The following is a 13,528-nucleotide window of genomic DNA, read 5'->3' on the forward strand; positions in this document are numbered from 1 at the left end:
ATGAAAGTGCTGCTGATAGGTAACCTGCCCGCGGACGGGCAGACGAGCATGCTGTTGTTCCAGGCCGTCATCCAGCGCGAAATGACGCGGCTGGGCCATGACGTGCGCCTGGTCACGCCCATGCCCTGGGTGCAGCGGCTGCCGTGGCCCGAGCGCCTGCGGAAATGGGTGGGCTATGTCGACAAGTTCGTGCTGTTCCCGTTCACACTGAAGCGGCATGTGCGCTGGGCCGACGTGGTGCATGTCACGGACCACTCCAACGCGATGTACGTGCCCCGCGTGACCGCCAGGCCGAATATCGTGACCTGCCACGACGTCATCGCGATCCAGGCCGGTCTCGGCATGATTCCCGGCTGGAATGTGGGCTGGACCGGGCGCGTCTTCCAGCGACTGATCTCCAAAGGGCTGGACCGCACCGATGAAGTCGCCTGCGTATCCCACCTGACGCGCCGCCACCTGCTGGAACTGCGCCTGGCCCAGGAAGGCAAGGTGGGCGTGGTCCTGAATGGCCTCAACGCTGCCTTCGCGCCGGTGGCGCCCGAGGCCGCCGCACCCGTGGTCTGCAAAGTCGGCCTGGGACCGCAGGACCGCTATGTGATGCACATTGGCGCCGACATGCCGCGCAAGAACCGCATCACCATCATCAGGGCGTTCATCGAGTTGCAGCGGCGCGCCGTCGCGAGCGGGCAGCCGCCGATGGCCGACAAGTTGCTGATCGTGGGGCCGCCACTGTCCCCTCCGCTGGATGAACTCGCCCGCTCCAGCGGAGTCTCCGACAAGATCATCCTGGCCAAGAACGTGTCGCATGAAGATTTGTGCGCGCTCTATTCGCAGGCCACGGCCCTGCTGTTTCCCTCGCTGCAGGAGGGCTTCGGCTGGCCCATCATCGAGGCGCAGGCCTGCGGCTGCCCGGTGTTCACCTCCGACGTGGCGCCGATGAACGAGATCGGCGGCACGGCCGCGGTCTATGTGCAGCCGGAAGACGCCGATGGACTCGCAAGCGCGATCGAGCAGGCCGCGCCGCGCCTGGATGAGATGCGCAGGCTGGGTCTCGAGAACGCCTCCTTCTATACGTCCGAGCGCATGGCCCGGGGCTACATCGACACCTACCGCAAGGCGATCGACGCCCGCCAAGCCGCATGAAGAAGCTGCTGTCGCTCCTCGTCGTGGCCCTGCCCTGGCCGCTGAAGCGCTGGCTGCTGCGCAAGGTGTGGGGCTATCGCATCGCGGACAGCGCGCGCATCGGGCTGTCGTACATCTTCCCGGGTGAACTGGAGATGGGCGAGCATGCGTACATCGGGCATTTCAATGTCGCCATTCACCTGGGACGCGTGGCGTGCGGCGAATATTCACGCATCGAGCGGGGCAACTGGATCACCGGCCACCCGCCCGCGGGCGCCCATTTCTCGCATCGAACGGGGCGCGACCCCGCCCTGCTGCTCGGCGCCCATGCCGCCATCACCAAGTCGCACATCATCGATTGCACCGACCGCGTCTCGATCGGCGCCTTCACGACCGTGGCCGGATATCACTCGCAGCTCATCACGCACGGCATCGACGCCGTGACGGCGCGCCAGGACTGCAAGCCGATCTCGATCGGCGCCTATTGCCTGGTGGGCACGCGCATCACCGCGATCGGCGGGGCGGTGCTGCCCGATCGCTGCATCCTGGGTGCGGGATCGGTGCTGAACAAGGCGCATGCCGAGGAGTGCGTGCTCTATGCCGGGCAGCCCGCGGTTCGCATCAAGTCGATTCCGGAAGATGCGGCGTACTTCAAGCGCACGCGCGGCTTCATCGACTGAAGGTGTGAATATTCCTGCAGCGGACACCGCCCTCGCTACGGGATCTCCGCACCTTCAGGGTCCCCAAGCTTGCTGAGTCATCAAGCGCCCTGGCGACTCACCTTGCCCTGCACGCCTTCGACCAGCCAGTTCATCTGCAGGATCTGGGCATCCGTGAGCGAGCTTCCCTTCGGGATCACCACGCGGCCCTGGTTGTCGCGCACGTCGGCCGTCGCGGCAAAGGGCAGGAGCTTGCCGCTGCCGATGTCGCGCTGGCGGGCCAGCACCTCGTCCTGTACGGACTTCGGCACCTTGCTGCCGAAATCGCCGACGCGGATCATTCCTTCCTTCACGCCGCCCCAGATCGAGCCGCTTTTCCAGGTGCCGTCCAGCACGGCGCGGGCGCGCTGCGTGTAGTAGCCGCCCCACTCGTGCGTGACGGCGACGATCTGGGCGTCGGGCGCCACCTTGCGCATGTCGGAGTGGTAGGCCACGGCCATCTTGCCGCGCTCCTGGGCGGCGCTCATGACGGCGGTGGAGCCGGTGTGGAAGGCGATCACGTCGACGTCCTGGTTGAACAGTGACATCGCGGCATCGCGCTCCCTCGGCGGGTTGAACCATTCGTCGAGCCACACGACCTTGACCTGCGCCTTCGGGTCGACCGAGCGCATGCCAAGCGTGAAGGCGTTGATGCCCTGCAGCACCTCGGGGATCGGGAAGCCCGCGACGTAGCCGGCCAGGTGCGTCTTCGTCATGCGGCCCGCGGCGACGCCGGCCAGGTAGCGGCCCTCGTAGTAGCGCGCGTTGGAGATCGCGACGTTGCCAGCCGTCTTGAGGCCGGTCACCGATTCGAACTTCACGTCGGGGAAGTCGCGCGCCACCTTCAGCGTCGGCTCCATGTAGCCGAAGCTCGGGGTGAAGATGAGCTTGTTGCCTTGCTGGGCCAGGTCACGGATGACGCGCTCGGCGTCGGCGCCTTCGGAGACGTTCTCGACATAGGTGGTCTTGACCTTGCCGGGTAGCGCAGCCTCGACGGCCTTGCGGCCCAGCTCGTGCTGGTGCACCCAGCCGGCATCGGTCAGCGGCGCAACGTAGACGAAGCCGACCTTGAGCGGCGCACTGGCGGGCGCGGGGGTCTGGGAAAAAGCGGGAGATGAAAAAGCGCAGGCAGCCGCGATCGCGGCCACGAGGTTTTTGTACATGGTAGTCCTCTACATGGCCCCGGGTGGTTGAAAAAATGCGGCGCCTCGGAGCAGCGGTGCGGGCGGTATTTTAGCGGCGCGGCCCCGGGCCTTCGAAATGCCCTGGCGCGGCGGAACTTCGCCAACGGCTGCCCGTCTATCCCCTGCCTCGCAACCCTCTCCAACCAGCATCAACAACCGTGAGCAGCCTTTCATGAGCCGCAATGGCCCCGGCGTCCGATACGCCACCAGTCCCCTGCTCGCAAGCAAGACGCCGCTGTGGCGCAGCAAGTTCATCGTCGGCAGCATGGCATTCGGCTTCGCGCTGCTGGCTGCGCGTGCGGCCTATGTCGAGGTCTTCAACAACCAGTATTTCATTCACCAGGGCGAGGTTCGCTTCGTGCGCACGCTCGACATGCCGGCCAGCCGCGGCCGCATCCTGGACCGCAACGGCCAGATCCTCGCGGCTGACGTGCCGGCGCCCAGCATCTGGGCCATCCCGGAGGACATCGAGCGCGACGACCCGGCCGTGCAGGCCAGGTTGCGCGATGCCGCGCAACTGCTCGGGATGCCGCAGAAGGACTTCGACAAGAAGCTGGCCGACGAGGACAAGAGCTTCGTCTGGATCAAGCGCCAGGTCGACGTGGCCGTGGCGCGCAAGCTGGCAGAGCTCAACATCAAGGGCCTCTACCAGCGCAGCGACTTCAAGCGCCTCTACCCTGAAGGCGAGGCCGCTGCGCATGTGGCCGGCTTCACCAACATCGAGGAGCAGGGCCAGGAAGGCGTGGAGCTGGCCTTCGACCACAGTCTGGCCGGCAAGGCCGGCTCGCGCCGCGTCATCAAGGACCGGCTCGGGCGCGTGGTGGAAGACGTGGGCGAGGCGGTGCCGCCGGACAACGGCGACGACGTGCAGCTCAGCATCGACGAACGGATCCAGTACGTCGCCTACGAGAAGATCCGCGACGCGGTGATCGAGAACAAGGCGAAGGCCGGCAGTTGCGTGGTGGTCGATGCAGTGACCGGCGAGTTGCTCGCGATGGCCAACTACCCCAGCTTCAACCCCAACGACCGAAGCGACCTCAGCGGCGACCACCTGCGCAACCGCGCGATGACCGACGTGTTCGAGCCCGGCTCGACGATGAAGCCCATCACCGTCGCCACCGCGCTGCAGCTGGGCCGCATCACGCCGCAGACGATCATCGACACCAACCCGGGCCGCATCACGGTGGCCGGCGCCACCATCCACGATGACGAGAACTTCGGCGTGCTCAACGTCATCGGCGTGATCCAGAAGTCGAGCAACGTCGGCGCGACCAGGATCTCGCAGCGCATGACGCCGCACGAGATGTGGGATTCGTTCACTTCGCTCGGCTTCGGGCAGAAGCCGCAGACGGAGTTTCCGGGCGCCATCACCGGGCGGCTGCGGCCGTGGAAGGCATGGAGGCCGATCGAGCAGGCCACCATGTCCTATGGCTATGGCTTGTCGGCCTCGCTGTTCCAGATCGCGCATGCCTACACCGCGTTCGCGCACGGTGGCGAGGTGATCCCGGTGAAGCTGCTCAAGAGCGATGCGCCGCCGGTCGGCATCCCGGTGTTCACGCCGCAGATCGCGAGCGAGGTGCGGCAGATGATGCACCTGGCCGCGGCGCCCGGCGGCACGGCGCCGCTGGCGCAGACGGTCGGCTATTCGGTCGGCGGAAAGACCGGCACCGCCCACAAGCAGGAGGGCAAGGGCTACGCCGGCAACAAGTACCGCGCCTGGTACACCGGCATGTCGCCGATCGACAAGCCACGCATCATCGTCGCGGTGATGGTCGACGAGCCTGGGGCGGGCAAGTACTTCGGCGGGCTGGTCGCGGCGCCGGTGTTCAGCCAGGTGGTGCAGCAGACGCTGCGCATCATGAACGTGATGCCGGACCTGGCGGTGCCTTCGCAGGCGCATTGATCCGACTTCGCAATCAAACACATCACCGCGTTGAAGCGCCTTGCCGTGCTACGGCGCTGTCTGCAGCGCTCCGCCTTGTTCTGTGCTTGATTGCAAGCCCTGTGCGGCTCATCGCGACGCCTTGGGGCGCGATGGCCCGCGCCGTGAATCGGCATGGGCCCGCAGCGCGGGCGCGCCGCAGAATCGGAGGATGCCTGAAGCATCCCCGCAACCGCATTGGCGGCGCAATCTCATCGTCTGCATGTTCGGCTCGTTCACGACCATCGTCGCGATGACGCTGCTGCTGCCCTTCCTGCCGCTGTATGTCGAGCAACTGGGTGTGACGGACCATGCGGCCATCGTGCAATGGTCGGGCGTCGCGTTTGGCGCGACCTTCTTCAGCGCGGCGCTGTGCGCGCCGCTGTGGGGGAAGCTGGCGGATCTCTATGGGCGCAAGCTGATGCTGATCCGCGCCAGCCTGGGCATGTCGGTGGCGATGGCCCTGATCGGCGTGGCGGACAACGTGTGGCAACTGGTGGGACTGCGCCTGCTGGCCGGCCTGCTCGGCGGCTATGCCTCCGGCTCGATGGTTCTGGTGGCCACGCAGACGCCCAAGGAGCGCACCGGCTGGGCGCTCGGCACGCTGTCGTCGGCGATCATGGCGGGCAACCTCGTCGGACCATTGATCGGCGGCGCATTGCCGCCACTGATCGGCATCCGCAACACCTTCTTCGCGGCGGGTGCGGTGATCTTCGTGGCCTTCCTCGCCACCGTGACGCTGATCCGCGAAGAGAAGCGGCCTCCTGTGGCCAAGGGAGCGCAAGTGAAGGTCGGCTGGGCGTCCATTGATGACAAGGGGCCGATCGTCGCGATGTTCATCACCGGCACGCTGCTGATGCTGGCGAACATGTCGATCGAGCCGATCATCACGGTCTACGTCGCGCAACTCGTGGCCGACCCGGTGCACGTGACCCTGATGGCCGGGCTGGTGATGTCGGCCGCGGCGCTGGGCAGCATCCTGTCGGCGGCGCGTCTCGGCAAGCTGGCGGACCGCGTCGGGCACTGGACCGTGATCATCGGCTGCCTCGCGGTCTCTGCCGTGCTGCTGGTGCCGCAGGCCTTCGTGACATCGTCCTGGCAACTGGTGCTGCTGCGCTTCCTGATGGGGCTGTCGCTGGGCGGCCTGCTGCCCTGCATCGCCAGCGTGATCCGCCACAACGCGCCGGAGCGGGCGGCGGGGCAGATGCTGGGCTGGTCGGTGTCGGCGCAGTACACCGGGCAGGTGGTGGGGCCGCTGCTCGGCGGTTTCGTCGGCGGGCACTACGGCATGCGCGCAGTGTTCCTGGGCACTTGCGTGCTGATGGCGGGCGGTGCGCTGTGGAATTGGCGCGTGAAGCGCTGAAGGTCTCAGCCCCCAGGGCCGGCTCTGCGCCCTGGTCGCCATGCCGCTGCTGGCGCCCAGGAAGCGCTATCAGCTGGCGTCGAAAGTCTCGAATGCCGCGTTGAGTCGGTCGACGTAGGCCTTCTTGGCGGAAGCCTCGATGAAACTGCCGTTGAAGCTGTTGGCCGCCAGTTGCCAGGCCTGCTGCGCCGAGAGGCCGGTCGCGGCGAAAGTCTGGAGGAAGTTCTCGTTCATGTAGCCGCCGAAGTACGCAGGGTCGTCCGAATTGACCGTCGCGACCAGGCCTGCGTCGAGCAAGGTGCCAAGGTTGTGCTTCGACAGGTCCGGGAACACGCAGAGCTTGAGGTTCGACAGCGGGCACACCGTCAGCGGGATCCTGTCCTGCGCCAGCCGCCTCATGAGCGCGGGATCCTTGCTGCTCTGCACGCCGTGGTCGATGCGTTCGACCTTGAGCACGTCGAGCGCGCTCCACACATAGGCGGGCGGGCCTTCCTCACCGGCATGCGCGACGAGGTGGAAGCCCAACTCCCGGCAGCGCGCGAACACCTTGGCGAATTTCTCCGGCGGATGGCCCACCTCGCTGGAATCGAGGCCGATGCCGATGAACTTGTCGCGGTATGGCAGCGCCTGCTCCAGCGTCTCGAACGCCTCTTCCTCGCTGAGATGGCGCAGGAAGCACAGGATCAGCGCGGCGCTCACCCCGAGCTTCGCCTGCGCATCGACGCAGGCGCGGTGCAGGCCGTCGATCACCGTCTTGACGTCGACGCCGCGCGCCGTATGGGTCTGCGGGTCGAAGAACATCTCGCAGTGGATGACGTTGTCGGCGGCAGCGCGCTCGAGGTAGGCCCAGGCCATGTCGTAGAAGTCCTGCTCCTTCAGCAGCACGCTGGCGCCGGCGTAGTAGATGTCGAGAAAGCTCTGCAGGTTGGTGAAGGCATAGGCGCACCGCAGTTCCTCGACGCTCGCATAAGGGATGCTCACCGCATTGCGCTGCGCCAGCGCGAAGATCAGCTCAGGCTCCAGCGAACCCTCGATGTGCATGTGAAGCTCGGCCTTGGGCATCGCGCGCAGCAGCGCGGGCAGGCGGTCTTGGGCAATGGGGCGGACAGTGGTCATGGTGGGTGTCTTGTTCGTGGGAAGTGCAGTTCAACGGCAGCGAATACGGGAGCGAATACGGGAGCGGACAGCCGAACGCAGAAGTCGCAAAGGTTTCGCAGAAGTCACAAAAGGAATGCCTGAAATTTTGCTTGAATCCTTCTGCGACTTCTGCGTGCTTTTGTCAAAGCAAAAGGGCCGCTCGAAAGCGGCCCTCCATCAGCAAAGCGAGCGAGTTACTTCTTGTCGCCCGGCACCTTGCCGTCCACGCCCTTGACGTAGAAGTTCACGCCCGACAGGAACTTGTCGTCGGCCACGGCGCCGGCAGCGACCAGCTCCTTGCCGTCGTTGCCGATGATCGGGCCCTTCCAGATCTGGAAGCTGCCGTCCTTCAAGCCCTTCTTGACTTCCTCGACCTTGGCCTTGACGTCGGCCGGCACGTCTTCGGCGATCGACACGATGTCGATCGCGCCTTCCTTCACGCCCCACCAGCTCTGGCCGGTCGTCCACTTGTTGTCCAGCACGTCCTGCGTGGCCTTGATGTAGTACGGCGTCCAGTTGATGACGGCCGATGCCAGGTGGGCCTTGGGGCCGTAGGCAGTCATGTCGGAATCCCAGCCGAAGGCGCGCTTGCCCTTCTCTTGCGCCGTCTTCAGCACGGCCGGCGAGTCGGTGTTCTGGAACAGCACGTCGGCGCCGCCATTGATGAGGGCGGTGGCCGCTTCGGTTTCCTTCGGCGGGCTGAACCATTCGTTGACCCACACCACCTTGGTCGTGATCTTCGGGTTGACCGATTGCGCGCCCATGGTGAAGCTGTTGATGTTGCGCAGCACTTCAGGAATTGGCACCGAGCCGACCACGCCGAGCTGGTTGCTCTTGGTCATGCCGCCTGCGATCACGCCGGCCATGTAGGCGCCTTCGTAGGTGCGGCTGTCGTAGGTGCGCATGTTCGGCGCGGTCTTGTAGCCGGTGGCGTGCTCGAACTTCACGTCCGGGAAGTCGGGCGCGATCTTGAGCATGGGCTCCATGTAGCCGAAGGTCGTGCCGAAGATCAGCTTGTTGCCCTGGCTGGCCATGTCGCGGAACACGCGCTCGGCGTCGGCCGACTCGGGCACGCTTTCGACGAAGGTGGTCTTGATCTTGTCGCCGAATTCCTTTTCCAGCGCCTTGCGCGCGTTGTCGTGCGCGAAGGTCCAGCCGCCGTCGCCCACGGGGCCGACATAGGCAAAGGCGATGTTCAGCGGACCCGCGGCCGGCGCCGGCGCGGGCGCGGCGGCGGTAGGTGCCGGAGCGGCCGGCGGGGCAGCAGGCGCCGCAGCTTCTTCCTTCTTGCCGCAACCGACGAGTGCGGCTGAAGCCACGGCGGTCAGGGCGGCCAACTTCAGCAGGGCGCGCTTGTTCATCAGATCAGTCATTGTCGAAAATCCTCAAAAGGGGACAGGTTGGCAAACACAAAAAGACACATCCGGGCGGATTATGAACCGGGGTAGAACGGTGTTCCGATCGACGCCGGCATGTTCACGCGGATGAACGCCGGGTTGCGGGAGATCAGTGCCAGCACGACGATGGTGGCAACGTACGGCATCATGTTCAGGAACTGGCTGGGAACGTCGACACCCACGCTTTGCAGGTGAAAGCCCAGCATGGTGACCCCGCCGAACAGGTAGGCACCAAGCAAGACCCGCGCCGGTCGCCATGTCGCAAAGGTGGTCAGCGCCAGTGCGATCCAGCCCTTGCCGGCCACCATGTTCTCCACCCACAGGCCCGTGTAGACCACCGACAGGTAGGCGCCCGCCAGCCCGCACAGCGCGCCGCCCGCGACCACCGCCAGCAGGCGTATGCGGCGCACCGGGTAGCCCAGCGCATGCGCCGACTCGGGTGATTCGCCGACCGAGCGCAGCACCAGCCCGGAGCGCGTCCGGTAGAGGAACCAGATCAGCGCGAAGGCCAGGAACACCGCGAAGTAGACGATCGGGTGGTGCCTGAACAGCGCCGGCCCGACCAGTGGAATGTCCCCCAGGAAGGGCAGCGGGTATTGCACGCTCTCTGGCAGCTTGGCCTGCACGTAGTCCTTGCCGGCAAAGGCCGAGAAGCCCACGCCGAACAGGCTCAGCGCCAGCCCGGTGGCGTACTGGTTGGTGTTGAGCCAGATCACCAGCAGGCCGAACAGCATCGACAGGAAGGCGCCCACAGCCATGCCCGCCAGGAAGCCGATCCAGGTGCTGCCGGTCTGCACCGTGGTCGCGAAACCGGCGATGGCAGCGCAGAGCATCAGGCCCTCGGCGCCGAGGTTGACGATGCCGGCCTTCTCGTTGATGAGCAGGCCGAGCGAGGCAATGGCCAGCACGGTGCCGGCGCTGAGCATCGAGCCCAGCAGGAGTGCGTAGGAGTCCATGTCAGAGCGCTCCTTCGGTGGCGCGTGCAACGGGTTGTGCGGTGAGGGGGGTGCTGGCTTGCAGCGAAGCCGTTCCGGCGGAGAAAGGCGCCGGCTTTGGCGCCGCCTTGCGCCGGATGCGGTACGCGATGAGCGTGTCGCAAGCCAGCAGGGTGAACAGCAGCAGGCCCTGGAACACGCCGGTCAGCGACTTCGGCAGGCCCAGGCGCGACTGCGCCAACTCACCACCGATGTAGAACATGCTCATCAGGATGGCCGAGAACACCATGCCGACCGGATGCAGCCGCCCGACGAAGGCCACGATGATGGCCGCAAAGCCATAGCCCACCGGCAGGTAGGGCGTGAGCTGGCCGATCGGGCCGGCGACTTCGAGCGCACCGGCAAGGCCCGCCGCGCCGCCCGAGGTCAGCAAGGCGATCCACACCGCGCGCCGGGCCGAGAAGCCCGCGTAGCGCGAAGCCGCCGGCGCAAGGCCGCCGACCTGCTGGGCAAAGCCGGCTCGCGTGCGGAACAGGAAGACCCACAGCGCCCCCACACCCAGCAGCGCGATCGCCAGCCCGATGCTCACGCGCGAGCCCTTCATGAGGCGCGGTATCTGCGTGATCACGTCGAAAGGCTTGCTCTGCGGGAAGTTGAAGCCCGCCGGGTCCTTCAGCGGCCCGGAGACGACGTAGCCCAGCACCAGGATCGCGACGTAGACCATCATCAGCGTCACGAGGATCTCGTTGGCGTTGAACTTGTCGCGCAGCAGCGCCGCGATCGCCGCCCAGGCCATGCCGCCCAGGATGCCCGCCACGATGATGGCCGGCACGATCCACGGGCCGGTGTTCTTGTCCGCCGTCACCGCCACGAAGGACGAGCAGATCGCGCCGATCACGAACTGCCCTTCGGCGCCGATGTTCCACACGTTCGAGCGGAAGCACACGGCCAGGCCCAGCGCGATGATCAGCAGCGGCGTCGCCTTGACCATCAACTCGCCGAGCGCGTAGCCGCTCTTGATCGGCTCGTAGAAGAACACCAGCAGGCCCTTGACCGGGTCCTTGCCGAGCGCCGCGAACAGCGCCATGCCGATCAGCACCGTGATCAGCAACGCCAGGATCGGCGAGCCATAGCTCCAGAATTTGGAGAGCTGCGGACGGGCTTCAAGCTTGAACATGTGCGGGCTCCCTTGCTGCGGCGGCGCCATGCCAGAGTCCGCTCATCCATTCACCGATCTGCGGCACCGTGGCCGCGGCCCGATCCACCGAGGGCGACAACTGCCCCTTGGCGATCACATACAGGCGGTCGCTGATCTCGAACAGCTCGTCGAGTTCTTCGCTTACCACCAGCACCGCGCAGCCCGCATCGCGCAGCGCCAGGATCTCGGCGCGGATCAGCGCAGCCGCGCCCACGTCGACGCCCCAGGTCGGCTGCGCGACGATGAAGATCTTCGGGTTGGCATCGATCTCGCGCCCGACGATGAACTTCTGCAGGTTGCCGCCCGACAGCGACCGTGCCGCCGAGCCCGGCCCGCCGGCTTTCACGTTGAAGCGCTTGATGATCTCGGCCGCATGGCCCTGCAATGCGCCGGTGCGAATCCAGCCGCTCTTGCTGATCGCGTTGTCGCGGGTCAGCAGCATGTTATGGGCGAGGCTCAGCGTCGGCACCGCGCCGCGGCCCAGGCGCTCCTCGGGCACGAAATGCATGCCGAGCTTGCGGCGTCCGCGAGGTCGCAGGCGCGCCGCGGCCTGGCCGAACATCTCGATCATGCCGGCCTCGGCACGGGTGTCCTCGCCGGAAAGCGCGTAGAGCAACTCCTTCTGGCCGTTGCCCGAGACGCCGGCAATGCCGACGACCTCGCCGGCACGCACATCCATGTTCACGCCGTCGAGATCGACGCCGAACTGGTCTTCGCGTGCCAGCGTGAGCCCCTTCACGCGCAGCGCGACCGGCCCCACCTTGACCTGGCGATGCTGCAGCGGCGGCGGCTCCGCCCCGATCATGAGGCGCGACAGCGATTCGTTGCTTTCCTGCTGCGGGTTGCACACCCCCGTGACCTTGCCGCCACGCAGCACCGTGCAGGCGCTGCACAATTCGCGGATCTCGTGCAGCTTGTGGCTGATGTAGAGAATGCTGCAGCCCTCGGCGGACAACTGCTTGAGCACCACGAACAGCTTCTGCACCGCCTGCGGCGTCAGCACGGATGTGGGCTCATCGAGGATCAGCAGCTTGGGATTGGTGAGCAGCGCACGGATGATCTCGACGCGCTGCATCTCGCCGACCGACAGGGTGTGGACCGGGCGCGTCGGGTCCATGTCCAGCCCGTATTCGCTGGCCTTGGCCTCGACGCGGCGCGCGACCTCGGCCAGCGCCAGGCTCTTGTCGAGCCCGAGCCAGACGTTCTCGGCCACGGTGAGCGTGTCGAACAGGCTGAAGTGCTGGAACACCATGCTGATGCCCAGCGCCCTCGCCTCTTGCGGGTTGCGGATGTTGACCGGCTGGCCGTTGAAACTGACGGTGCCTTCATCCGGCTTCACCGAGCCGTAGATGATCTTCATCAGCGTCGATTTGCCGGCGCCGTTCTCGCCGAGAACGGCATGCGTTTCACCGGGTTGGACCGTGAGGGAAACGTCGCTGTTCGCGACCACGGCCGGATAGCGCTTGGTGATGTTCGCAAGCTGGAGTCTGTAGGGTGTCATGACCTTGGAGCGTTGTCATTTTTCATGCCGGAAAAGTCGCTGAACGTCCGTCCGGGCGGACGACGCCAGTCGCTCTCCTTTGTATCACCCCCTACTGCGAGCCCGGCCTTAAGCCTTTTGTTTGATGGCGCTCCCCGTGCTGGACCGCAACGACGCGGCCACGTTCTTGCTGCGCTCGCGCAACCATTGCGCGGAGATGGACGAATGCGTTCGCTCGTGCCAGAGCTGGTAGTACATCAACTGCGGCAGCGCGATCGGACACTCGAGGATGCAGACCGGCAGCCGCTTGACCAGGCGCTCGCAGTACTGGCGCCCGGTGGTCAGCACCAGCAGGCTCGATGCCACCATGTCGGGCATGAGGCTGAAATGCGCACAGCGCGCGGTGATGTTGCGCTGCAGGTTGAGCTCGTCGAGCATCTGGTCGATGACGCCGCGTGCACCGGGATGCGTGGGCGTCGGCGCGATGTGCTCGGCGGCGAGCCAGGTGCGTGCGTCCCAGCCGCGACGTGCGGCCGGATGGTCGGTACTGACCAGCGAGACCACCTCATCGGCGAACAGCTTCGCCATGTGCAGGTCTTCCGGCGGCTTGAGCCAGTTGCCGATGACCAGGTCGACATGGCCGAGCGACAGGTGCGCGTGGTAGTCGGAGTCGGGCGACAGCGGATGGATCTCGATCTTGCACAGCGGCGCCTGGCTCTTGATCTGCGCTACGAGCATCGGCAGGAACAGCGGGTCGAGGTAGTCGCTGGCGGCGATGCGGAAGGTGGCGGTGGCGTGCTGCGGATCGAAGCCACGCGCGTCGCTGAACAGCACCTCGGCCGCGCGCAGGATGCTGGCGCTGGGCTCGATCATGCGCAGCCCCGCATCGGTCGGCACCATGCCGGTGCCCGAACGCACCAGCAGCGGATCGCCCGAAAGATCACGCAACCGCTTGAGCGCGGCCGAGACAGCCGGTTGGTACATGCCGAGCCGGATGGCCGCACGCGACACGCTCCTGTCCGTCAAGACCGTGTAGAGCACCCGGATCAGGTGCAGGTCGATCTTGTCGAAAAGCGCGTTGTCTCTCATGACG

11 protein-coding genes are annotated in these 13,528 nt (G+C 66.2%); 4 read left to right on the plus strand and 7 right to left on the minus strand.

Going from position 1 to position 13,528, the window contains the following annotated elements; translation table 11 throughout:
- Positions 1–1,143, plus strand: coding sequence for a glycosyltransferase family 1 protein (locus tag HB681_RS26550; RefSeq protein WP_213957874.1), 1,143 nt, complete (start codon positions 1–3; stop codon positions 1,141–1,143).
- Positions 1,140–1,802, plus strand: coding sequence for an acyltransferase (locus tag HB681_RS26555; protein ID WP_213957875.1), 663 nt, complete (start codon positions 1,140–1,142; stop codon positions 1,800–1,802). The genes HB681_RS26550 and HB681_RS26555 overlap by 4 nt, the downstream gene beginning before the upstream one ends.
- Before the next feature lie 80 nt (positions 1,803–1,882).
- Here HB681_RS26555 and HB681_RS26560 read toward each other — a convergent pair whose 3' ends face one another.
- A complete protein-coding gene (locus tag HB681_RS26560; protein WP_213957876.1) occupies positions 1,883–2,983 on the minus strand; it encodes a BMP family ABC transporter substrate-binding protein in 1,101 nt (366 codons plus the stop codon).
- A gap of 193 nt (positions 2,984–3,176) precedes the next feature.
- Between HB681_RS26560 and HB681_RS26565 the strand changes: the two genes are divergently transcribed.
- Positions 3,177–4,907: a penicillin-binding protein 2 gene (locus HB681_RS26565; RefSeq protein ID WP_213957877.1), complete on the plus strand. Its 1,731-nt coding sequence runs from the start codon at positions 3,177–3,179 to the stop codon at positions 4,905–4,907.
- Positions 4,908–5,097: 190 nt separating this feature from the next.
- The gene (locus tag HB681_RS26570) at positions 5,098–6,288 is read left to right on the plus strand and encodes an MFS transporter (protein ID WP_256353921.1); all 1,191 of its coding nucleotides are present in this window, start codon (positions 5,098–5,100) and stop codon (positions 6,286–6,288) included.
- A 69-nt stretch (positions 6,289–6,357) separates the two neighbouring features.
- Here the strand turns inward: HB681_RS26570 and HB681_RS26575 are convergent, their stop codons facing one another.
- The 6 genes from HB681_RS26575 to HB681_RS26600 all read right to left on the minus strand — a co-directional run bounded on the left by HB681_RS26575 (position 6,358) and on the right by HB681_RS26600 (position 13,524).
- Positions 6,358–7,404 carry an adenosine deaminase gene (locus HB681_RS26575; protein WP_213957878.1) on the minus strand — a complete coding sequence of 349 codons (1,047 nt, stop codon included), beginning with the start codon at positions 7,402–7,404 and terminating at the stop codon, positions 6,358–6,360.
- Positions 7,405–7,619: 215 nt separating this feature from the next.
- On the minus strand, positions 7,620–8,798 hold the full coding sequence (locus HB681_RS26580; RefSeq protein ID WP_213957879.1) for a BMP family ABC transporter substrate-binding protein: 1,179 nt from the start codon (positions 8,796–8,798) through the stop codon (positions 7,620–7,622).
- 59 nt (positions 8,799–8,857) lie between these two features.
- Positions 8,858–9,778, minus strand: coding sequence for an ABC transporter permease (locus HB681_RS26585; protein WP_213957880.1), 921 nt, complete (start codon positions 9,776–9,778; stop codon positions 8,858–8,860).
- 1 nt (position 9,779) lies between these two features.
- Positions 9,780–10,934 carry an ABC transporter permease gene (locus HB681_RS26590; protein ID WP_213957881.1) on the minus strand — a complete coding sequence of 385 codons (1,155 nt, stop codon included), beginning with the start codon at positions 10,932–10,934 and terminating at the stop codon, positions 9,780–9,782.
- Positions 10,921–12,456: an ABC transporter ATP-binding protein gene (locus HB681_RS26595; RefSeq protein WP_213957882.1), complete on the minus strand. Its 1,536-nt coding sequence runs from the start codon at positions 12,454–12,456 to the stop codon at positions 10,921–10,923. Before HB681_RS26595 ends, HB681_RS26590 begins: the two co-directional genes overlap by 14 nt.
- Positions 12,457–12,564: 108 nt before the next feature.
- A complete protein-coding gene (locus HB681_RS26600; RefSeq protein WP_213957883.1) occupies positions 12,565–13,524 on the minus strand; it encodes a LysR family transcriptional regulator in 960 nt (319 codons plus the stop codon).
- Positions 13,525–13,528 lie beyond the last annotated feature (4 nt).

It is taken from the genome of Variovorax sp. dw_954 (assembly GCF_018449755.1).
GTDB lineage: Bacteria > Pseudomonadota > Gammaproteobacteria > Burkholderiales > Burkholderiaceae_C > Variovorax.

Coding starts and splice junctions, on each gene's coding strand:
- HB681_RS26565 (WP_213957877.1), top strand. CDS start 3,177: ATGAGCCGCAATGGCCCCGGCGTCCGATACGCCACCAGTCCCCTGCTC.
- HB681_RS26590 (WP_213957881.1), bottom strand. CDS start 10,934: ATGTTCAAGCTTGAAGCCCGTCCGCAGCTCTCCAAATTCTGGAGCTAT.
- HB681_RS26575 (WP_213957878.1), bottom strand. CDS start 7,404: ATGACCACTGTCCGCCCCATTGCCCAAGACCGCCTGCCCGCGCTGCTG.
- HB681_RS26550 (WP_213957874.1), top strand. CDS start 1: ATGAAAGTGCTGCTGATAGGTAACCTGCCCGCGGACGGGCAGACGAGC.
- HB681_RS26570 (WP_256353921.1), top strand. CDS start 5,098: ATGCCTGAAGCATCCCCGCAACCGCATTGGCGGCGCAATCTCATCGTC.
- HB681_RS26580 (WP_213957879.1), bottom strand. CDS start 8,798: ATGACTGATCTGATGAACAAGCGCGCCCTGCTGAAGTTGGCCGCCCTG.
- HB681_RS26560 (WP_213957876.1), bottom strand. CDS start 2,983: ATGTACAAAAACCTCGTGGCCGCGATCGCGGCTGCCTGCGCTTTTTCA.
- HB681_RS26595 (WP_213957882.1), bottom strand. CDS start 12,456: ATGACACCCTACAGACTCCAGCTTGCGAACATCACCAAGCGCTATCCG.
- HB681_RS26600 (WP_213957883.1), bottom strand. CDS start 13,524: ATGAGAGACAACGCGCTTTTCGACAAGATCGACCTGCACCTGATCCGG.
- HB681_RS26555 (WP_213957875.1), top strand. CDS start 1,140: ATGAAGAAGCTGCTGTCGCTCCTCGTCGTGGCCCTGCCCTGGCCGCTG.
- HB681_RS26585 (WP_213957880.1), bottom strand. CDS start 9,778: ATGGACTCCTACGCACTCCTGCTGGGCTCGATGCTCAGCGCCGGCACC.